Genomic DNA, 18,302 nt, shown 5'->3' on the forward strand with positions numbered 1-18,302 from the left:
TTGAGCAAGAATATGTCCATCGCCACCTTTTATCTCATAGAGCCCGACAGTGATGTAGATTCTAAGCAGGGTTTTCAAGAATACGTCTGCTACCTCATTCGGCATTTTACTCGCCAAGGAGCACGTGTTTATCTCAATACTAAAGACCAACAACATGCCCAGCAGTGGGATGACTGTCTATTCCAGCTCAACAATAGCGATTTTATCGCTCATCACCTCAGTGGTGAAGGGCCAACAAACGGCACTCAAGTTGAGATAGGTAACGGCACCACGCAGCTGCATAGAACGCGTAATATCGTCATTAATCTGGCGGAAGATGATACAAACTTTGCGGGAATAGTCTCTCAAGTGGTAGACTTCGTCCCTTGTAATGAAAAAGCGAAGCATGTTGCCCGAGAAAGATATAAAATCTATCGTCAAGCAGGGTATCAAATGCAAACCATATCCATTGCAAAACTGAACAAATAAACCAAACTTCATAGCTAAAGCATTTATTAATTTACCGTTAATAAACCCTTAATTTATGCAGTTTGCCATCAACCAATTATCCATGTAAGAGTATTATGGAAAAGACATATAACCCACAATCTATCGAACAAGATCTGTATCAGACTTGGGAAGAAAAAGGCTACTTTAAGCCACACGGTGACACCACGAAAGAATCATATTCCATCATGATCCCGCCGCCGAATGTCACAGGTAGCTTACACATGGGACATGCATTCCAAGATACCATCATGGATACGCTGATCCGTGCTGAACGTATGAAGGGCAAAAACACCCTTTGGCAAGTGGGTACCGACCACGCCGGTATCGCAACCCAAATGGTTGTTGAACGCAAGATTGCCGCAGAAGAAAACAAAACTAAGCACGATTACGGCCGTGAAGCTTTCATTGATAAAATCTGGGAGTGGAAAGGCGAATCAGGCGGTACTATCACTAAACAGCTTCGTCGTCTTGGCGCATCTGTGGATTGGGATCGTGAGCGCTTTACTATGGATGACGGCCTATCAGCTGCCACTCAAGAAGTGTTTGTGCGTTTGTACGAAGAAGACCTTATTTACCGTGGCAAACGCCTCGTAAACTGGGATCCAAAACTGCACACTGCGATTTCTGATCTAGAAGTAGAAAACAAAGATAAAAAAGGCCACATGTGGCACTTCCGCTACCCTCTTGCAGACGGCGTAAAAACCGCTGACGGCAAAGATTACATCGTAGTGGCAACCACTCGTCCAGAAACCATGCTTGGTGATACTGGCGTAGCGGTAAACCCAGAAGATCCTCGTTACAAAGATCTTATCGGTAAAAACATCCTATTGCCTCTCGTTAACCGCTTGATCCCTATCGTAGGTGATGAACACGCGGATATGGAAAAAGGCACAGGTTGTGTGAAAATCACGCCAGCGCATGACTTTAACGATTACGAAGTTGGTAAACGTCATAGCCTACCAATGATCAACATCCTAACCTTCAACGCTGACATTCGTAATGCAGCAGAAGTGTTCACGACTAACGGTGAAGAAAGCGATGTATACGCCACAGACCTACCTGAGAAATATCACGGTATGGAACGCTTTGCGGCGCGTAAAGAAATCGTTGCTGACTTTGATGCATTAGGTCTGCTTGATGAAATCAAAGATCACGACCTAACTGTACCTTACGGTGACCGTGGTGGCGTGGTCATCGAACCTATGCTGACTGACCAATGGTATGTGCGCACAGCACCTCTAGCAGAGCCAGCTGTAAAAGCGGTTGAAGACGGCGAAATTCAATTTGTGCCTAAGCAATACGAAAACATGTACTTTGCTTGGATGCGCGACGTTCAAGACTGGTGTATCTCTCGTCAACTTTGGTGGGGTCATCGCATCCCAGCATGGTATGACAACGACGGCAAAGTGTATGTTGGCCGCAGTGAAGAAGAAGTCCGTGAGAAACATAACCTTGCTCCAGTAGTTGTTCTTAACCAAGACAACGATGTATTGGATACTTGGTTCTCTTCTGCATTGTGGACTTTCGGTACACAAGGCTGGCCAGAAGACACTGAAGCACTGAAAACATTCCACCCATCAGAAGTTCTAGTATCTGGTTTTGATATTATCTTCTTCTGGGTTGCTCGTATGATCATGATGACCATGCACTTCGTGAAAGACGAAGACGGCAAACCACAAGTACCATTTAAAACGGTTTACATGACGGGTCTAATCCGTGATGAAAACGGCGATAAAATGTCTAAGTCAAAAGGTAACGTACTTGATCCTATCGACATGATCGATGGTATTGATCTTGAGTCACTAGTGACTAAACGTACTGGCAACATGATGCAGCCACAACTGGCGAAGAAAATCGAGAAGAACACTCGTAAGACCTTCGAAGATGGCATCGAACCATACGGTACGGACGCATTGCGCTTTACTCTAGCGGCAATGGCATCGACTGGTCGTGACATCAACTGGGATATGAAGCGCCTAGAAGGTTACCGCAACTTCTGTAACAAGCTATGGAACGCCAGCCGTTACGTGCTAATGAACACAGAAGAGCACGATTGCGGATTTGCCGCTGATGCAGAGCTAGAATATTCACTCGCTGACAAATGGATTGAATCTCAGTTTGAATTAGCCGCGAAAGAGTTTAACGCTCACCTAGACACTTACCGTCTCGATATGGCCGCCAATACTCTGTATGAATTCATCTGGAACCAATTCTGTGACTGGTACTTAGAACTGACTAAACCGGTTCTTTGGAAAGGCACTGAAGCGCAACAGCGTGCGACTCGTCGTACTCTGATCACTGTTCTTGAGAAGACACTGCGTCTTGCTCACCCAGTGCTTCCATACATCACAGAGACTATCTGGCAGAGCGTGAAGCCTCTAGTTGACGGCGTAGAGGGTGAAACTATCATGACTCAACCTCTACCTCAATTTGATGCGGCAAACTTTAACCAGCAAGCACTTGATGATATTGAATGGGTTAAAGCCTTCATTACCAGCATTCGTAACCTGCGCGCTGAGTACGATATTGCACCGAGCAAACCACTCGATGTCATGATCAAAGCGGCTGACAAGCAAGATGCGGCTCGCCTAGAAGCAAACAAAGCCGTGTTAAGCTCCCTAGCAAAACTTGAGAGCATTACTTTGCTAGAAGATGGCGCAGAGATTCCTGCTTGTGCAACCTCACTTGTTGGCAAGTCTGAGCTAATGATCCCAATGGCAGGTTTGATTGATAAAGATGCTGAACTGAATCGTTTAGCAGGCGAAATCAAGAAAACTGAAGGCGAGATCAAGCGTATCGAAGGCAAGCTAAACAACCAAGGTTTTGTGGCGAAAGCACCAGAAGCCGTCGTTGCTAAAGAGCGTGAAAAGCTAGACGGATACAAAGAAACTCTGACTAAGCTTGCAGAGCAACAAGCAACAATTGCAGCGCTATAATTAAGCGTAAAGAGTTAAAAAGGGTTGGCTTTCGCCAACCCTTTTTCATTTCTGTGAACCAACACCAACTGCAATATCTCCCATATAAGCTATTGAAAAATAGTTAAAAAAAAGAAGCTGAATGCCTTTAATACCACTAATAGAGTTTACCTATTGATCTAATAGTAAAAAAGATATTGATCAAATGAGAATAATTATCAATACTATTACCAACAAAACGAATTAACTTATAAACACTTTGGTATCCGTTATGAAAAAAACTCTTAGCTTTGCAGCCCTACACTTCTCAATCGCTTTCACTGTAGCCTACATCATTACGGGTGATGTGATCATCGGTAGCTTAATTGCTATGATCGAACCTAGCGTTAATACCGTTGCCTTTTACTTCCATGAAAAAGTATGGAATTCAGTACCATTTTTAAAAGCAAAACAAGCATTCTCTCGCATCAAAACGGCCAGCTTTGCAGTAGTACACTTTAGCGTAGCATTCACAGTGGTATACCTAATTTCAGGCGATGCACTGGCTGGTGGTCTATTGGCTCTTATTGAACCAACAATCAATACAGGTGCTTACTACTTCCATGAAAAAGTGTGGAACAAATACTTCTCTCAATCGACACCTGCTATGAGCCACGCTTAACCATCAATAGCAAAGTAGACAGGATACAAAAATAATAAAGCTCGCAATTGCGAGCTTTATTATTTTGGCGCTATGTACAAAGAACAAGACGATTATTCTTCCTCGTCGTCTTCGTCATCAAACGGTAGAGCATCTTCACCTTCGTAGTAAGTGCCCCAGCCATCATAAATAATGTCGTATTTTTCAGCGAGATTGATCAACTTCTCAGCTTGCATATCAATCAACTCAGGATCTAAAGTACAAGTCATTGTGGCATCACAGCACAATAGCTTATTGCCTTCTTCATCTTCAGACTCTTCCGCTTCTAAAACTTCAAAACCCATTTTGAAAGCTTCCACTACCGCTTTTTCTAAAGTTTCAAAATTCTCAGCAAAAAGGTGATGTTCAATTTCATACAAAGCATCAGGTTCACTACCGTCTTCAAGCAGAGCGGCGATAATGTCACGCGTCTCTTCTTTCTGAAATTCGATAAGTTCTTCGACTGATAGATACTCTTCCACTTGTGACATGGGTGCGCTCCCGAACAGGTAAAAAATAAAGGATTTATATACGGACGAAATATGGCACGGTTCGACGGGAAATACCATATCTAGGCTCAATCTAACTATAGATTTCTTAATTCATCGGCTCAGATGAACCTGACTTCTAGATTGTTGCTATTTTCCTTGTCACAAATGAGGAATCAGTATGCGGTAAAATGCATAATCAATAAGTACACGACAAACACAGGAGTCGGCCATTAATGTTCTGCTCGACCAAATCATTCAGAAAGTGGGCTACGACAATATCTCTTTTATAGATAATGATATATTGCTTATAAGTCGCAAATAAAAACGACAACATGAGTTATCCCGTCTAAAGAGACCTAACTCAACAAAGGTGAATTTATATTTGATTTTAAAGCATTAGTATGCAATAAAATCAAAATAGAATGTAAAGAGAGAACCCTTATGGCTTTTAATCTAAGAAATCGTAATTTCCTAAAACTTTTGGACTTTAGTCAAAAGGACATTCAGTTCTTGCTCGATCTTGCCGCTGAACTAAAAAAGGCAAAATACGCAGGCACCGAACAAAAAACATTGTTAGGAAAAAATATCGCCCTGATCTTTGAAAAATCCTCGACTAGAACGCGCTGTGCATTCGAAGTGGCCGCTTTTGATCAAGGTGCGCAGGTGTCGTATTTAGGCCCATCGGGTTCTCAAATTGGCAGCAAAGAGTCGATGAAAGATACCGCCAGAGTACTAGGACGTATGTACGATGGCATTGAGTATCGTGGCTTTGGTCAATCCATTGTCGAAGAGCTAGGCGAACATGCTGGCGTTCCTGTTTGGAACGGTCTAACCGATGAGTTCCACCCGACTCAAATACTGGCTGACTTCCTCACCATGCAAGAGCATGCACGAGGCAAGCAGCTGCATCAAATCAGCTTTGCCTACCTTGGCGATGCTCGTAACAACATGGGTAATTCTCTGCTGGTTGGCGCCGCTAAAATGGGTATGGATATTCGATTGGTGGCGCCTAAAGCGTACTGGCCAGATGAAGAATTGGTCGCGCAATGTCAGCAAATTGCGCAAGCAACGGGGGCGACTATCACTCTGACCGAAGATGTTGCTACTGGCGTTAAAGGCTGTGATTTCTTATACACAGATGTTTGGGTTTCTATGGGAGAGCCAGCAGAAGCATGGGAAGAGCGCATTGCCATTATGAAACCTTATCAGGTCAACATGGCAACCATTAAAGCGACTGAAAACCCACACGTTAAATTCATGCATTGCCTACCGGCTTTCCATGATGACCAAACCACTATTGGTAAAGAAATTGCCGAGAAGTATGGCATGCAAGGTCTTGAAGTGACTGACGAAGTGTTTGAATCTGAATTCTCTATCGTTTTTGATGAAGCAGAAAACCGTATGCACACGATTAAGGCGGTAATGGTCGCGACTTTGGGTCACTAATTCTGGCGCAGAGACTTGCGATAACATCGCTAGCGCGTATAATCCCAAACGATAAATAGGAGGGTTGTATGCTACACCGTGGCAATCTAAACAAAACGACGAAACACAGCCAATGCCGTGTTCGACTCCTATTCATTTAGAATTTTATAGCCTCCCTTTTATAGGGGGGCTTTTTTGTATGCACGACCAGGGGAAGAAATCATGCAAAACACGCTTTTCAAAAAGCACATCATCTCCATTCCTGAACTCAACCGTGAAGAACTGGAACTGATTGTTCAGACGGCAGGAAGACTTAAATCAGACCCTATGCCTACCCTGTTAAAAAACAAGGTAATAGCAAGTTGCTTTTTTGAGCCATCAACCCGAACACGTCTCTCTTTTGAAACCGCGATTCAACGCATTGGCGGTAGTGTGATTGGTTTTGATAATGCTGGTAATACATCCCTAGCCAAGAAAGGGGAAACGTTGGCGGATTCAGTGCAGGTTATCTCAACTTACATTGATGCTTTTGTCATGCGCCACCCTCAAGAAGGCGCAGCGCGACTTGCCTCTGAATTTTCAAACGGCGTACCCGTTATTAATGCAGGTGACGGCTCAAACCAACACCCAACACAAACGTTATTGGATTTATTCTCTATCTATGAGACCCAAGGTCGCCTAGACAACATCAATATTGCGTTTGTTGGAGACCTTAAATACGGTCGCACGGTACACTCATTAACCCAAGCCTTAGCTAAGTTTAACAATGTACGTTTCTACTTCATCGCCCCTGAAGCGCTTGCCATGCCGGATTATATCTGCGAAGAGCTTGATGAAGCGAACATTGAATACAGCTTGCATACAGATATGGAAAGCGTCATCCCTGAGCTAGATATTCTGTATATGACTCGCGTACAAAAAGAACGTTTTGATGACTCAGAATACGCACACATTAAATCGGCTTACATTCTCACTGCGTCTCTACTTGAAGGAGCTCGTGAAAACCTGAAAGTGTTGCATCCGCTACCTCGCGTAGATGAAATCACCGTTGATGTTGATAAAACGCCACATGCTTACTATTTCGCTCAAGCTGAAAATGGTGTCTATGCGCGTGAAGCCTTACTTGCTCTTGTCCTAAACCAAACCCTGTAATAGAGGAGATTTAACCATGACTAAACCCACTCAATTACAAGTTGAAGCGATTAAAGACGGTACGGTTATCGACCACATTCCTGCACATGTTGGCACCAAAGTATTAAAGCTTTTCGCTATGCATAAGTCGAATGAACGTGTCACTATCGGCCTAAACCTTCCTTCATCGGCATTAGGCGCAAAAGATATCCTAAAGATTGAAAATGTGTTTATTAACGAAGAGCAAGCCAGTAAATTAGCACTTTATGCTCCGTGTGCAACCGTGAATCGAATTGAAGATTACCGCGTAGTGAAAAAGCTAGAGCTTGAACTACCGAGTGCTGTTAAGGGCGTATTTGCCTGCCCAAACAGCAACTGTATTACCCATGGTGAACCTGTTGAGAGTCACTTTAGCGTAATAGAAAAGAAAGACAGTATTCGATTAAAATGTAAATACTGCGAAAAGGTGTATTCACGTGAAGTGGTCACCGAGTTATAAATTAACTTTGTACAACTCAATTAAGATGGAAGTGGAATAACAATGACTAAAGTACTTCATACTGAAAATGCTCCAGCGGCAATCGGCCCATACGTTCAAGGTGTTGATCTCGGTAGCATGGTAATGACTTCTGGACAGATCCCTGTCAACCCTGCAACGGGCGAAGTGTCATCTGACATCGCAGAGCAAGCTAAGCAATCTCTGGCGAACGTAAAAGCGGTTGTCGAGTCTTCTGGTTTAAGCGTGACGGATATTGTGAAGATGACCGTATTTGTAAAAGATCTGAACGACTTTGGCACGGTTAATGAAGCATACGGTAAGTTCTTTGATGAGCACAATGTCGCGAACTACCCTGCACGTTCATGTGTAGAAGTAGCTCGTCTACCTAAAGATGTAGGCATTGAAATCGAAGCTATCGCGGTTCGCAAATAGTCGAGAAGTAATACCAATCGACTAATCGATTGAAAAATAACAAATAAAAAAGGGAGCCTTATCATAGGCTCCCTTTTCTTTACGTTTTGACCATTAATTTTTCACGCCATCAGCGGCGTTTCTTGCGTCCACTTCTTTGTCTAAGCTTTTCAGCTTCTCTTCCATCTGATTACGACACACTTCCGCCAATTTACGTACATTTGCTTTGTTGTACTCAGACGTATCTACCGCAGGTAGCATTTCGATAATCACATGGCCGTTGTTCCAACGATTCAGTTTGATCTTATCTTGAGTGGTGCTACAAACAATAGGGATAATAGGTGTTTCAGCGCCGATTGCTGTGTGAAAAGCCCCTGTTTTAAAAGGCAATAAACCACGGCCACGAGAGCGCGTTCCTTCCGGGAACATCCACACTGACAAGCGTGTTTTCTTCATATTATCAACAACTTGATCAATCGTTCCTTTTGCTTTAGAACGGTTAGCACGGTCGATAAGAATATTACCAGTCAACCAATACAGTTGACCGAATAAAGGTAGCCACAACAGGCTTTTCTTGCCGACAGTAACCACATTGGGTGTCACAGCAGAAGAAACGGTAAATAAATCCCACGAGTTCTGGTGGTTAGCAATATAGGTTGCTTGACCTCGCTCATAAGCATCTTTAGGCAATCTAAGCTCTAATTTAATACCAAATACGCGGTGCATTGCCCCAAAGTAACGACCAAAGGTAAATACGTGCTTTGGATTTCGCGGGCTAAATAAACAATATCCACACCCAAAAACAAACATCAATATGGCAAAAATCAACACCAAAAACATGCGCAGTAAAGCAATCATTCTGTAATTCCTAGCGATAACCTTCGCTGTTTAATTGTCATTCCCGAGAGTGAGTCACTTCGAGAGTATTCTACCAACCCTAATCATTAACTTATCATTCTAACGGGTTTAAATGCCTTATTTAGCGTATTTCCCCGCGCTATTTCTGTTCACTTAATGACGCTGATTGGTATTGTTGTATACGGTTGAGCTTATCACTCAAGCTCTGACTATATGCCAATGCACATTGATAGTAAAAATCACATTGATAGCCAAAGTCAGTGGCTAACAGTCTACCAAATAAAAAAACCGAAACCACACGGTTTCGGTCTTAAATAGAATCTAAAATGTGATTAGTCACTAAACCTTTCGATATTGGCACCCAGCAGGCTCAGTTTGTGCTCAATTCGATCGTAGCCTCTATCGATATGATAAATTCGATCAACAATCGTCTCACCGCTGGCAATACAACCTGCAATAACAAGGCTTGCCGAAGCGCGTAAATCGGTCGCCATCACTTGTGTACCACTTAGACCTTCACTGTCACCACAAATAACAGTATGTCCTTCGATCTCAGCTTTTGCGCCCATGCGTTGCAACTCAGGGACGTGCATAAAGCGGTTTTCAAAGATTGTCTCAGTGATGACACCGCCACCTTTTGCCATCATGTTCAGCAAAGTGAACTGCGCTTGCATGTCGGTAGGAAAACCTGGGTATGGAGCAGTACGTACCGTGATCGCTTTTAATTCTCGGCCAGTCATATCCGCAGAAATCCAATCTTCACCGGTTTCAATTTTCGCGCCTGCTTCTTCTAATTTAGCCAATACCGCTTCTAGCAAATTAGCACGTGTGTTATGACACACGACTTTACCACCAGATACCGCAGCCGCAACTAAGAAGGTGCCCGTTTCGATGCGATCTGGAACAACCGTATGCTCACCACCAGCAAGGCGTTCAACACCTTCAATAGTGATGGTATCAGTACCCGCACCCGTGATTTTTGCGCCAAGAGCAATCAAGAAGTTTGCGGTATCGACGATTTCAGGCTCGCGTGCAGCGTTATCTAAAGTGGTTGTGCCTTCCGCAAGTGCCGCTGCACTCATGATGGTGATCGTTGCTCCAACGCTCACTTTATCCATGATAATGTGCGCGCCCTGCAAACGACCATCCACTTTGGCTTTCACATAACCATCTTCAATGGTGATCTGTGCACCAAGGCTTTCTAGCCCTTGAATGTGCAAATCAACTGGACGTGCACCGATTGCACAGCCTCCAGGCAAGCTCACCTGACCTTCACCAAATCTTGCCACTAGTGGACCCAGCGCCCAAATAGAAGCTCGCATGGTTTTTACTAATTCGTACGGCGCGCAATATTCATTGATATTGGAAGCATCAACCAACAGTGTCGTTGTTTCTCCATCACGAGATGCTTTAACGCCTAATTTCTGTAACAAAGCTAAGCTAGTATTGATGTCTCGCAATTTAGGGACATTGTGTAAAACAACCGGTTCTTCTGCCAAAATAGCTGAAAAAAGAATAGGTAAAGCCGCATTTTTTGCGCCAGAAATTGACACTTCACCGCTCAAAGGCGCTGAAGAGCCAGTTACTCGAAATTTTTCCATGATTAGTCCTTAAAGCGACATTAATTTTTTATCACGCTGCCACTCCTCGGGAGTAAAAGCTTTTATTGATAGTGCGTGAATATCGTTGCGTTGAATGTATTCCATCAGCGGCGCATAAATAAACTGCTGCTTTTTAACACGGCTCATTCCTTCAAAAGAAGCATCAACAGCAATCACTTCAAAATGACTGCCTTCTCCTTTTACGTGAATCTCAGCTAGCTGCAACGCTTCGTCGAGCAGTTTTTTTACTTGTGTACTATCCACTTTCACCCTCAATGTTTATTTCTATATGCTCTACCAATAATGGCATTGCATTGCTCACTTCAAATAGAGTAAGCAGTTTATTTGGTACAGATCGCAACATTATATGGCAGTTACGATTTTTTGCATGGTCAATTATGTGCAGAATTAGAGCCATGGCCGCAGAATCTGTACTTAATACCGCACTTAGGTCGATATCAAGCTGTTCACTCTGTGGCTGCCAATGGGAAATTTGCGACCACAATTGTGGAATATGGTTGCGATTAAGCACGCCACTTAATTTGGCATGCTGTTCATCCACGACTGTCCAAGTCGCTTTCTCACTCATCATTTTTTAGCGTCATAATGGATAGGAGTTTTCGCTAGCGTTGCTAGCTCCTCAGTGACAGCAGGTAAACCATCTTTACGTATTTTACCCCCCCACTCAGATTGCTTACTAGAGAGTAGACTGACCCCCTCCGCAACCATATCAAACGCTTGCCATTCGTTGGTTTTCTTATTTTTACGCCACTTAAACTCAAGTTTGATTGCAGGTCGATTCCCCTGCACTATCTCAACAGGAATAGAAACAATACGTTGATCCTCTCGAATCGCACGCGGGACGGTATATTTGATCTCTTGATCTTTATATTGCGTTAGCACTTGAGCGTAAGCGGTGACCAAGTATTGTCTAAATGCGACTAAGAAATCAGCCACTTCGGCTTTGTCCGCTTTTCTTAGATAATTACCGAGCACTTTGAGCCCCGCATAACGGTCATTAACGTAAGGCATCAATTCTTCTTCAACCACGACCTTTAGCTGCTCAGGGGATTGTCTAAGCTCTGCTTGTTCAGTTTTGAGTCGATCAAAAGTGCGACTGCCCACAATTTGCATCATTTGATAAGGCTGAGTTTTATCCACTGTATTGCCCCACGCAATAGAGGAGGACAACATTGCTATTAATAAGATAAATCGAGTGATCATTTTCATGCTTATTTCCCTGAGTTATCGCCTACGCTGTACATAAACTGCCCAATCAAATCTTCGAGCACCAGAGCTGATTTGGTGTCTTCAATCCGATCGCCATCCTTGAGTATTTCGGCATCTTCATCCATAAAGCCCGGTATTAAGCTAATATATTGCTCGCCAATGAGGCCCGACGTTAAGATATGTGCACTTGAAGTGTCTGGAAAATGGCCAAAACGTTCTTCAATTGTCAGCGTGACTACTGGAGTAAAGTATTCTGTATCAAGCGTGATATCCGATACCCTTCCTACAACCACCCCACCCACTTTTACCGGAGAGCGTACTTTTAGGCTGCCTATATTATCGAAAGATGCTTTTAGTTTATAACTATCTTGGCTTCCCAGCGACTTTACATCAGCAACCTTAAATATCATAAATATCACCGCGATAATGCCTAAGATGATAAAACTACCAACCCACAATTCTAACTTCCTTGATTGATTCATACTTAACTTCCAAACATTAATGCGGTTAAAACAAAATCTAGCCCTAATACCGCTAGAGAAGAATGCACGACAGTGCGAGTCGTCGCTTGGCTGATGCCTTCAGAGGTAGGGACAGCATCATAGCCATTAAATAGCGCTATCCAAACGATTGTCACAGCAAACACCAGTGATTTAATAAGGCTATTGCCTATGTCTCTGCCTAACTCAACAGAAGACTGCATTGCGGACCAAAAACTGCCGTGATCAATGCCTTTCCAGTCCACCCCGACAATATGACCGCCTAAGATACCGACGGCGATAAAAATCATGGTCAGTAGTGGCATCGAAATAACGCCAGCCCAAAAACGAGGACTGATAATGCGCTTTAACGGGTCCACTGCCATCATCTCTAGACTCGAAAGTTGTTCGGTGGCCTTCATCAAGCCAATCTCGGCTGTCAGTGCCGAACCCGCACGCCCTGCAAACAGTAGTGCTGTGACCACTGGCCCCAATTCACGCAACAAAGAAAGGGCAACCATTTGCCCCAAACTGCCTTCAGCGCCATAGTCCACCAGCACCACATAACCTTGTAAGCTCAATACCATACCAATGAACAAACCAGAGACTAAGGTAATCACCAGTGATTGAGCGCCTACAGAATATAGCTGTTTAAATAACAGCGGCAGGCTTTTTATTGGCTGCGGCTTTGTTATAACAGCGCCTGTGAGCATCAGCGTTGCTCGCCCAAAAGAGCGTATAACTCTGATCCCAGATGCGCCTACATCCGCTACTTTATTGATAGCCCAAGATATCATCGTTGAAATAAATCCCTTTCTAATGGTGATGACGGAAAAGCAAAAGGTACTGCGCCATCCGCACTGCCGTGTAAAAACTGTTGCACTCTTGGATCTTGGCTTTGCTCTATCTCAGTCGGTTGCCCGCTGGCAATCACCTTTTTATCGGCAATTAAATACACATAATCGGCAATGCTCATTAACTCAGGAACATCATGAGAAACCACAATCGAAGTCACGCCCAATGCTTGGTTTAACTTCTTAATAAGCTCTACCAACACACCCATAGTAATGGGATCTTGACCAACAAAAGGTTCGTCATACATCACCACATCTGGGTCCAATGCTATCACTCTTGCCAAAGCAACCCGGCGAGTCATCCCTCCTGATAGCTCACTTGGCATAAGCTGCGCTGCGCCTCGCAGGCCAACCGCTTCTAGCTTCAACAATACAATGGTGCGAATCAAGGATTCGGATAGCTGTGTATGCTCACGAATCGGGAAGGCAACATTGTCAAATACATTTAAATCCGTAAATAGCGCGCCTGATTGAAATAGCATGCTCATTTTCTTGCGAACTTGATAAAGCTCACTGCGATTCAGTTTAGGAATGTTTTGTTGTTCAAACCATATATCACCGCTATCAGGGAGGATCTGCCCTGCGATGAGTTTGAGCAATGTGGTTTTCCCTATCCCTGAAGGCCCCATGATTGCTGTGATTTTGCCTTGTGGAATAGACAAGCTGATGTCGTCAAACACCACTCTAGAACCCCGAGAAAATGTCACTTTATCTAAAGTGATTTTACTTTTATCTTCGAGCATCAACACTCCTTGTTGTGACCTCATCACTACCCGATATCAAAAAAGTTGAATATATCAGGCAGTTGGTCGACTTAATCATAGGAATTTTATCAGACTTGTGTGTAAATAATTCGTCTAAAATCTTCCCTTTTTGACAGCTTAACGTCAAAATCACTGTTTAACTCGTACCAATTAATAAAGAGCGCACAAATGATCGTAGCGATTTGTCTACTTGTCGTCGGTTTAATCATGCTAGTTTGGAGTGCCGATAGACTGGTATTCGGCTCAGCCGCATTAGCTAGAAACTTTGGAATATCTCCCCTTGTCATCGGTATGACCATTCTTGCCATGGGGTCTTCTGCACCAGAAATGATGGTTTCTGCCACGGCAGCCTTAGACGGTCGAACCGATACCGCGGTAGGTAATGTGCTCGGCTCAAACATCGCCAATATTGCGCTTATTTTAGGGATTACGGCCCTAGTTAAGCCTTTAATCGTCAGCTCAGGTGTCTTACGACGCGAGCTTCCGATTATGATCGGCGTGACTCTTATTGCCGGCGGCATCATGTGGAACCACTATTTAGGTTTCATGGAAGGCGTTCTGCTCGTTGTCCTATTCATCACATTTATTCTAGCGATGCTGCATATCTCTCGCACAGAAAAACACGTTGGCGATACTCTGGTCAGTGAACAAGAGTCGGAAGTACCCGATGGCGTCGAAAATAAAAAAGCGATTTTCTGGATTGTAATCGGACTGGTTCTATTACCAATTTCAGCAAACTTATTAGTCAATAATGCAGTGTATATTGCCAAGTATTTTGGCATGAGTGATCTGGTTATTGGATTGACCATCATCGCCATAGGGACGAGCCTTCCTGAATTAGCCGCCTCATTAACAGGGGTAATGAAAGGGGAAGATGATATGGCCGTAGGCAATATCATTGGTTCGAACGTATTTAATATACTCGCCGTAATGGGGATTCCCGGACTGCTTAACCCTTCATTCCTCAATGAAAACGCAATGAATCGAGACTATTGGGTCATGTTAGGCGTCTCGGTTTTATTTGTCTTTATGGCGCTAGGTAAGTCCAAAAAGATAACCCGCATAGAAGGTGGCATACTCTTTGCTCTGTTTGTGGCTTATCAAGGTTACCTGTTCATTAACGTTGGTGCGTAAAGGAGAGTCACATGAGCACAAAATTTGACTACCAAGCTGCGGCTCAAAATGTACTCAACACTGAGATAGCCGGATTAACGCAGCTGTCTCAGTATTTTAATGATGATTTTGACCGAGCCTGCGACACAATTCTTGCCAATAAGCATGGCAAAGTGGTTGTCATGGGAATGGGAAAATCTGGGCATATTGGCAATAAGATTGCCGCGACTCTAGCCAGTACTGGTACATCGGCTTTTTTTGTGCATCCCGGAGAAGCCGCGCATGGCGACTTAGGTATGATTGCGCCAGATGATATTGTTCTGGCGATCTCAAACTCAGGGGAGTCACTCGAAATACTGTCTCTGTTTCCGGTATTAAAGCGCCTCAACAGCAAAATCATCAGTATGACCGGAAAGCCAAATTCAAATATGGCAAAACTGGCTGATATTCATCTGTGTATTGCCGTTCCTCACGAAGCCTGCCCGATTGAACTGGCTCCAACGAGCAGTACAACCGCGACTTTAGTGATGGGAGATGCCTTAGCCATGGCTTTAATGCAAGCGCGCGGCTTTACTGCCGAAGACTTCGCATTATCACATCCCGGTGGCGCTTTGGGACGCAAGTTACTACTAAAACTTGAAAACATTATGCATACTGGAACAGAAGTTCCTAAAGTTAAAGCGGATGCCTTGATCAAAGATGCTTTGATTGAGATAAGCGAAAAAGGTTTAGGAATGACGGCCATTGTGGATGATGCTGATAAAATTCTGGGCATATTCACCGACGGCGATTTAAGACGTCTTCTAGATAAAAGAATCGATATCCATTGCACGGTAATTGGCGATGTGATGTCCAAAAACCCTCGCTATGCTTCGCCATCTCTGTTGGCAGTAGAGGGATTGAATATGATGCAAGAGCGCAGTATCACTGCCCTATTGCTGTGTGAAAATGATAAACTGGTCGGCGCCCTCAACATGCACGACCTTTTAAAAGCCGGAGTAATGTAATTCATGAATGACATGGTCGAATCTCTATACGGTCCGGTGTCACAGCCTGTTTTTGCCATCGCAAAAGAGATCAAACTGCTTATTTGTGATGTAGACGGCGTGTTCTCTGACGGCCTCGTCTATATGGGTAATGATGGAGAGGAACTCAAAACTTTCCATACTCGCGATGGCTATGGTGTTAAATCGCTTATGAACGCAGGTATCGAAATCGCTATCGTCACTGGACGCCGTTCACAAATCGTTGAAAACCGTATGCGAGCGCTAGGAATAACGCTTATCTATCAAGGACAAGACAATAAAATTCAAGCCTATAATGACATCATAGATAAGCTCGGCATTCAGCCTGAGCATACGGGCTATATTGGTGATGATCTTATTGATTGGCCGGTCATGGAAAAAGTCGCATTAAAAGTGTGTGTCAACGATGGACACCCATTATTGGTGCAGCGAGCTAACTATGTTACCCACATAAAAGGTGGACACGGCGCGGTGCGCGAAGTTTGCGATCTTATTTTGCAAGCACGCGGAGAATTAGAGCAACATAAAGGTCTGAGTATATGACGGGTTCTCGTATTTTTCAGATAGTGTTAATCGGTATTATCTGTATATCCGGTTATTATCTACTGACAAATCAAGAACAAGAGGTTATTCAGGTTGAACCGAGTACTGAGTTACCTATGTTTACTGGGCGACAAGTGACGAATACTACTTACAATCTTGACGGTATTCGTAGCTACAAGATCAGCTCGGAGAAACTCGACCACTATGCAACCAGTGGCGATACCTTATTTGATAACATCACAATGTATGTGTATCGTGATGGGACAGTCGAAGAGTGGCAAGTGGTGTCGGATAAAGCCGTTTTAGATAAAAACCATCATTTGACGTTAGCCGGAAATGTCGTTGCGACCAATTTGCTACCTGACGCCAGCTTTGAAACATTAACTACAGATAAAATGACAATTGAACTAGACAGCAAAGACTTTAGTTCCGACGTCCAAGTGACGCTCAAAGGACCTCAATTTCTCAATATTGGTCAAGCCATGCAGGGAAATTTGGATAAAAACGAAGCCGTCTTGTTCAATCATGTAAAAGGGATCTATGAAAAAGCTAAGCCTTAGTCTTTTACTGGGAATATTACTGTCTCCTTCAGTGTACGCGCTCTCTACCGATTCAGAGCAACCGGTCTATATCGACTCTGACAGTCAACAACTTGATATGAAGAGTAACAAAGTTACTTTTATTGGTGATGTGAAAATGCGCCAAGGCAGTATCAATGTGAAAGGGGATAAGGTCATTGTCTATCGTAACCCTAGCGACGGCGCCATAAAAAAAATTGAAGCGTATGGAAAGCTCGCTAAGTTCTCGCAAAAAACCGACGATGGTAAAACTATCCACGGTCATGCAGAAGAGCTGTATTACAATATGTCTCAAGATCAATTAACCATGATCAAACAGGCGATGCTGGCTCAAGATGACAGCACGATCAACGGCCAAAGAATTATCTACCATATCACCACCGAGAAAATGATCGCTGAAGGTGGTAAAGGCTCCCGAGTATCAACGGTGCTACAACCTCAACCAAAAGAGAATAAATAGTCGACCTATGGCAGTACTGAAAGCTGAACACCTCGCGAAAAGCTATAAAAACCGCAAAGTCGTTGCAGACGTAAGCCTGCAAGTAGAATCGGGGCAGATCGTCGGTCTCTTAGGACCCAATGGCGCGGGTAAAACCACCTCTTTTTATATGATAGTGGGGTTAGTTGCTCGCGATGAAGGTCGCATCCTGATTGATGATCAGGATATCAGTATTCTTCCAATGCACAGTCGTTCTCGAATGGGGATTGGCTACCTTCCACAAGAAGCTTCAATCTTCAGGAAGCTCTCTGTTGAAGATAATATTTACGCGGTTTTGCAAACTCGTAATGAGATTTCAAAGCAAGAGCGAGATGAAAAACTGGAAGAGCTTTTAGACGAATTTAATATTCAACACATTCGTAAAAGTAACGGTATGGCACTTTCTGGTGGTGAGCGCCGTCGCGTTGAAATTGCACGAGCATTGGCTGCCAACCCACAGTTTATTCTGCTCGATGAACCATTTGCGGGGGTTGATCCAATCTCTGTCATCGACATCAAGAAGATCATCGAACACTTAAGAGATCGTGGCCTAGGTGTACTGATCACCGACCACAATGTGCGCGAAACCCTGGACGTATGTGAGCGAGCATACATCGTAAGCCAAGGACACTTAATTGCTGAAGGTACGCCTGAGCAAGTACTTAGCAACGAGCAGGTTAAGAAAGTTTACCTCGGTGAACAGTTCCGTCTATAGACGGCCCACTGCAGGCGACTCATT

22 protein-coding genes are annotated in these 18,302 nt (G+C 43.8%); 13 read left to right on the top strand and 9 right to left on the bottom strand.

What is annotated here, in order from left to right:
• Positions 1-12: 12 nt before the first annotated feature.
• The 3 genes from VEZ01S_RS02230 (at position 13) to VEZ01S_RS02240 (ending at position 4,065) form a co-directional block, all read left to right on the top strand.
• Positions 13-468, top strand: a complete 456-nt coding sequence (locus VEZ01S_RS02230) for a DNA polymerase III subunit chi (RefSeq protein WP_021712382.1) — start codon at positions 13-15, stop codon at positions 466-468.
• Between the two features lie 95 nt (positions 469-563).
• Complete coding sequence (locus tag VEZ01S_RS02235; RefSeq protein WP_021712383.1) at positions 564-3,425, top strand: valine--tRNA ligase; 2,862 nt, start codon at positions 564-566, stop codon at positions 3,423-3,425.
• A 250-nt stretch (positions 3,426-3,675) separates the two neighbouring features.
• The gene (locus VEZ01S_RS02240; protein ID WP_021712384.1) at positions 3,676-4,065 is read left to right on the top strand and encodes a DUF2061 domain-containing protein; all 390 of its coding nucleotides are present in this window, start codon (positions 3,676-3,678) and stop codon (positions 4,063-4,065) included.
• A 92-nt stretch (positions 4,066-4,157) separates the two neighbouring features.
• Here VEZ01S_RS02240 and rraB read toward each other — a convergent pair whose 3' ends face one another.
• On the bottom strand, positions 4,158-4,574 hold the full coding sequence (gene rraB / locus VEZ01S_RS02245; RefSeq protein ID WP_021712385.1) for a ribonuclease E inhibitor RraB: 417 nt from the start codon (positions 4,572-4,574) through the stop codon (positions 4,158-4,160).
• Positions 4,575-5,015: 441 nt separating this feature from the next.
• Between rraB and argF the strand changes: the two genes are divergently transcribed.
• The 4 genes from argF (at position 5,016) to VEZ01S_RS02265 (ending at position 8,061) form a co-directional block, all read left to right on the top strand.
• A complete protein-coding gene (gene argF / locus VEZ01S_RS02250; RefSeq protein WP_021712386.1) occupies positions 5,016-6,020 on the top strand; it encodes an ornithine carbamoyltransferase in 1,005 nt (334 codons plus the stop codon).
• 201 nt (positions 6,021-6,221) lie between these two features.
• Positions 6,222-7,151 carry an aspartate carbamoyltransferase gene (gene pyrB, locus VEZ01S_RS02255; protein WP_040889935.1) on the top strand — a complete coding sequence of 310 codons (930 nt, stop codon included), beginning with the start codon at positions 6,222-6,224 and terminating at the stop codon, positions 7,149-7,151.
• Positions 7,152-7,167: 16 nt separating this feature from the next.
• Positions 7,168-7,629, top strand: a complete 462-nt coding sequence (gene pyrI, locus VEZ01S_RS02260; RefSeq protein WP_021712388.1) for an aspartate carbamoyltransferase regulatory subunit — start codon at positions 7,168-7,170, stop codon at positions 7,627-7,629.
• 42 nt (positions 7,630-7,671) lie between these two features.
• Positions 7,672-8,061, top strand: a complete 390-nt coding sequence (locus tag VEZ01S_RS02265; protein ID WP_021712389.1) for a RidA family protein — start codon at positions 7,672-7,674, stop codon at positions 8,059-8,061.
• Positions 8,062-8,154: 93 nt separating this feature from the next.
• On the opposite strand, the gene VEZ01S_RS02270 is transcribed toward VEZ01S_RS02265, so the two are convergent.
• From VEZ01S_RS02270 to mlaF, 8 genes are all read right to left on the bottom strand, one after another.
• On the bottom strand, positions 8,155-8,898 hold the full coding sequence (locus tag VEZ01S_RS02270) for a 1-acylglycerol-3-phosphate O-acyltransferase (RefSeq protein ID WP_021712390.1): 744 nt from the start codon (positions 8,896-8,898) through the stop codon (positions 8,155-8,157).
• 332 nt (positions 8,899-9,230) lie between these two features.
• Positions 9,231-10,499, bottom strand: a complete 1,269-nt coding sequence (gene murA, locus VEZ01S_RS02275) for a UDP-N-acetylglucosamine 1-carboxyvinyltransferase (protein WP_021712391.1) — start codon at positions 10,497-10,499, stop codon at positions 9,231-9,233.
• Between the two features lie 9 nt (positions 10,500-10,508).
• Positions 10,509-10,763 carry a BolA family iron metabolism protein IbaG gene (gene ibaG, locus VEZ01S_RS02280; RefSeq protein WP_021712392.1) on the bottom strand — a complete coding sequence of 85 codons (255 nt, stop codon included), beginning with the start codon at positions 10,761-10,763 and terminating at the stop codon, positions 10,509-10,511.
• Entirely contained in the window at positions 10,756-11,091 is a 336-nt protein-coding gene (locus tag VEZ01S_RS02285; protein WP_021712393.1) for an STAS domain-containing protein, read from the bottom strand. Before VEZ01S_RS02285 ends, ibaG begins: the two co-directional genes overlap by 8 nt.
• Entirely contained in the window at positions 11,088-11,729 is a 642-nt protein-coding gene (mlaC, locus tag VEZ01S_RS02290; protein WP_021712394.1) for a phospholipid-binding protein MlaC, read from the bottom strand. The genes VEZ01S_RS02285 and mlaC overlap by 4 nt, the downstream gene beginning before the upstream one ends.
• Before the next feature lie 2 nt (positions 11,730-11,731).
• Positions 11,732-12,211, bottom strand: a complete 480-nt coding sequence (mlaD, locus tag VEZ01S_RS02295) for an outer membrane lipid asymmetry maintenance protein MlaD (protein WP_021712395.1) — start codon at positions 12,209-12,211, stop codon at positions 11,732-11,734.
• Positions 12,212-12,213: 2 nt separating this feature from the next.
• Positions 12,214-13,005, bottom strand: a complete 792-nt coding sequence (gene mlaE / locus VEZ01S_RS02300) for a lipid asymmetry maintenance ABC transporter permease subunit MlaE (RefSeq protein ID WP_021712396.1) — start codon at positions 13,003-13,005, stop codon at positions 12,214-12,216.
• On the bottom strand, positions 13,002-13,805 hold the full coding sequence (gene mlaF / locus VEZ01S_RS02305) for a phospholipid ABC transporter ATP-binding protein MlaF (RefSeq protein WP_021712397.1): 804 nt from the start codon (positions 13,803-13,805) through the stop codon (positions 13,002-13,004). The genes mlaE and mlaF overlap by 4 nt, the downstream gene beginning before the upstream one ends.
• A 189-nt stretch (positions 13,806-13,994) precedes the next feature.
• On the opposite strand from mlaF, the gene VEZ01S_RS02310 reads away from it, so the two are divergent.
• From VEZ01S_RS02310 to lptB, 6 genes are read left to right on the top strand one after another with little or no spacing between them, the layout of a single operon-like run.
• Positions 13,995-14,960, top strand: a complete 966-nt coding sequence (locus VEZ01S_RS02310) for a calcium/sodium antiporter (protein WP_021712398.1) — start codon at positions 13,995-13,997, stop codon at positions 14,958-14,960.
• 11 nt (positions 14,961-14,971) lie between these two features.
• A complete protein-coding gene (gene kdsD, locus VEZ01S_RS02315) occupies positions 14,972-15,946 on the top strand; it encodes an arabinose-5-phosphate isomerase KdsD (RefSeq protein ID WP_021712399.1) in 975 nt (324 codons plus the stop codon).
• A 3-nt stretch (positions 15,947-15,949) separates the two neighbouring features.
• On the top strand, positions 15,950-16,507 hold the full coding sequence (kdsC, locus tag VEZ01S_RS02320) for a 3-deoxy-manno-octulosonate-8-phosphatase KdsC (RefSeq protein ID WP_021712400.1): 558 nt from the start codon (positions 15,950-15,952) through the stop codon (positions 16,505-16,507).
• On the top strand, positions 16,504-17,067 hold the full coding sequence (lptC, locus tag VEZ01S_RS02325; protein ID WP_021712401.1) for an LPS export ABC transporter periplasmic protein LptC: 564 nt from the start codon (positions 16,504-16,506) through the stop codon (positions 17,065-17,067). The genes kdsC and lptC overlap by 4 nt, the downstream gene beginning before the upstream one ends.
• Complete coding sequence (gene lptA, locus VEZ01S_RS02330; protein WP_021712402.1) at positions 17,048-17,545, top strand: lipopolysaccharide transport periplasmic protein LptA; 498 nt, start codon at positions 17,048-17,050, stop codon at positions 17,543-17,545. The genes lptC and lptA overlap by 20 nt, the downstream gene beginning before the upstream one ends.
• A 7-nt stretch (positions 17,546-17,552) precedes the next feature.
• Positions 17,553-18,278: an LPS export ABC transporter ATP-binding protein gene (gene lptB, locus VEZ01S_RS02335; RefSeq protein WP_021712403.1), complete on the top strand. Its 726-nt coding sequence runs from the start codon at positions 17,553-17,555 to the stop codon at positions 18,276-18,278.
• Positions 18,279-18,302: the final 24 nt, after the last annotated feature.

The sequence above is a fragment of the Vibrio ezurae NBRC 102218 genome, from assembly GCF_000467185.1.
In the GTDB taxonomy this organism is placed as follows: domain Bacteria; phylum Pseudomonadota; class Gammaproteobacteria; order Enterobacterales; family Vibrionaceae; genus Vibrio; species Vibrio ezurae.

Bases quoted from the DNA above. Each gene is read 5' to 3' on its own strand.
- VEZ01S_RS02230 (WP_021712382.1), top strand. From the start codon at position 13: ATGTCCATCGCCACCTTTTATCTCATAGAGCCCGACAGTGATGTAGAT.
- VEZ01S_RS02235 (WP_021712383.1), top strand. From the start codon at position 564: ATGGAAAAGACATATAACCCACAATCTATCGAACAAGATCTGTATCAG.
- VEZ01S_RS02240 (WP_021712384.1), top strand. From the start codon at position 3,676: ATGAAAAAAACTCTTAGCTTTGCAGCCCTACACTTCTCAATCGCTTTC.
- rraB (WP_021712385.1), bottom strand. From the start codon at position 4,574: ATGTCACAAGTGGAAGAGTATCTATCAGTCGAAGAACTTATCGAATTT.
- argF (WP_021712386.1), top strand. From the start codon at position 5,016: ATGGCTTTTAATCTAAGAAATCGTAATTTCCTAAAACTTTTGGACTTT.
- pyrB (WP_040889935.1), top strand. From the start codon at position 6,222: ATGCAAAACACGCTTTTCAAAAAGCACATCATCTCCATTCCTGAACTC.
- pyrI (WP_021712388.1), top strand. From the start codon at position 7,168: ATGACTAAACCCACTCAATTACAAGTTGAAGCGATTAAAGACGGTACG.
- VEZ01S_RS02265 (WP_021712389.1), top strand. From the start codon at position 7,672: ATGACTAAAGTACTTCATACTGAAAATGCTCCAGCGGCAATCGGCCCA.
- VEZ01S_RS02270 (WP_021712390.1), bottom strand. From the start codon at position 8,898: ATGATTGCTTTACTGCGCATGTTTTTGGTGTTGATTTTTGCCATATTG.
- murA (WP_021712391.1), bottom strand. From the start codon at position 10,499: ATGGAAAAATTTCGAGTAACTGGCTCTTCAGCGCCTTTGAGCGGTGAA.
- VEZ01S_RS02285 (WP_021712393.1), bottom strand. From the start codon at position 11,091: ATGATGAGTGAGAAAGCGACTTGGACAGTCGTGGATGAACAGCATGCC.
- mlaC (WP_021712394.1), bottom strand. From the start codon at position 11,729: ATGAAAATGATCACTCGATTTATCTTATTAATAGCAATGTTGTCCTCC.
- mlaD (WP_021712395.1), bottom strand. From the start codon at position 12,211: ATGAATCAATCAAGGAAGTTAGAATTGTGGGTTGGTAGTTTTATCATC.
- mlaE (WP_021712396.1), bottom strand. From the start codon at position 13,005: ATGATATCTTGGGCTATCAATAAAGTAGCGGATGTAGGCGCATCTGGG.
- mlaF (WP_021712397.1), bottom strand. From the start codon at position 13,805: ATGCTCGAAGATAAAAGTAAAATCACTTTAGATAAAGTGACATTTTCT.
- VEZ01S_RS02310 (WP_021712398.1), top strand. From the start codon at position 13,995: ATGATCGTAGCGATTTGTCTACTTGTCGTCGGTTTAATCATGCTAGTT.
- kdsD (WP_021712399.1), top strand. From the start codon at position 14,972: ATGAGCACAAAATTTGACTACCAAGCTGCGGCTCAAAATGTACTCAAC.
- kdsC (WP_021712400.1), top strand. From the start codon at position 15,950: ATGAATGACATGGTCGAATCTCTATACGGTCCGGTGTCACAGCCTGTT.
- lptC (WP_021712401.1), top strand. From the start codon at position 16,504: ATGACGGGTTCTCGTATTTTTCAGATAGTGTTAATCGGTATTATCTGT.
- lptA (WP_021712402.1), top strand. From the start codon at position 17,048: ATGAAAAAGCTAAGCCTTAGTCTTTTACTGGGAATATTACTGTCTCCT.
- lptB (WP_021712403.1), top strand. From the start codon at position 17,553: ATGGCAGTACTGAAAGCTGAACACCTCGCGAAAAGCTATAAAAACCGC.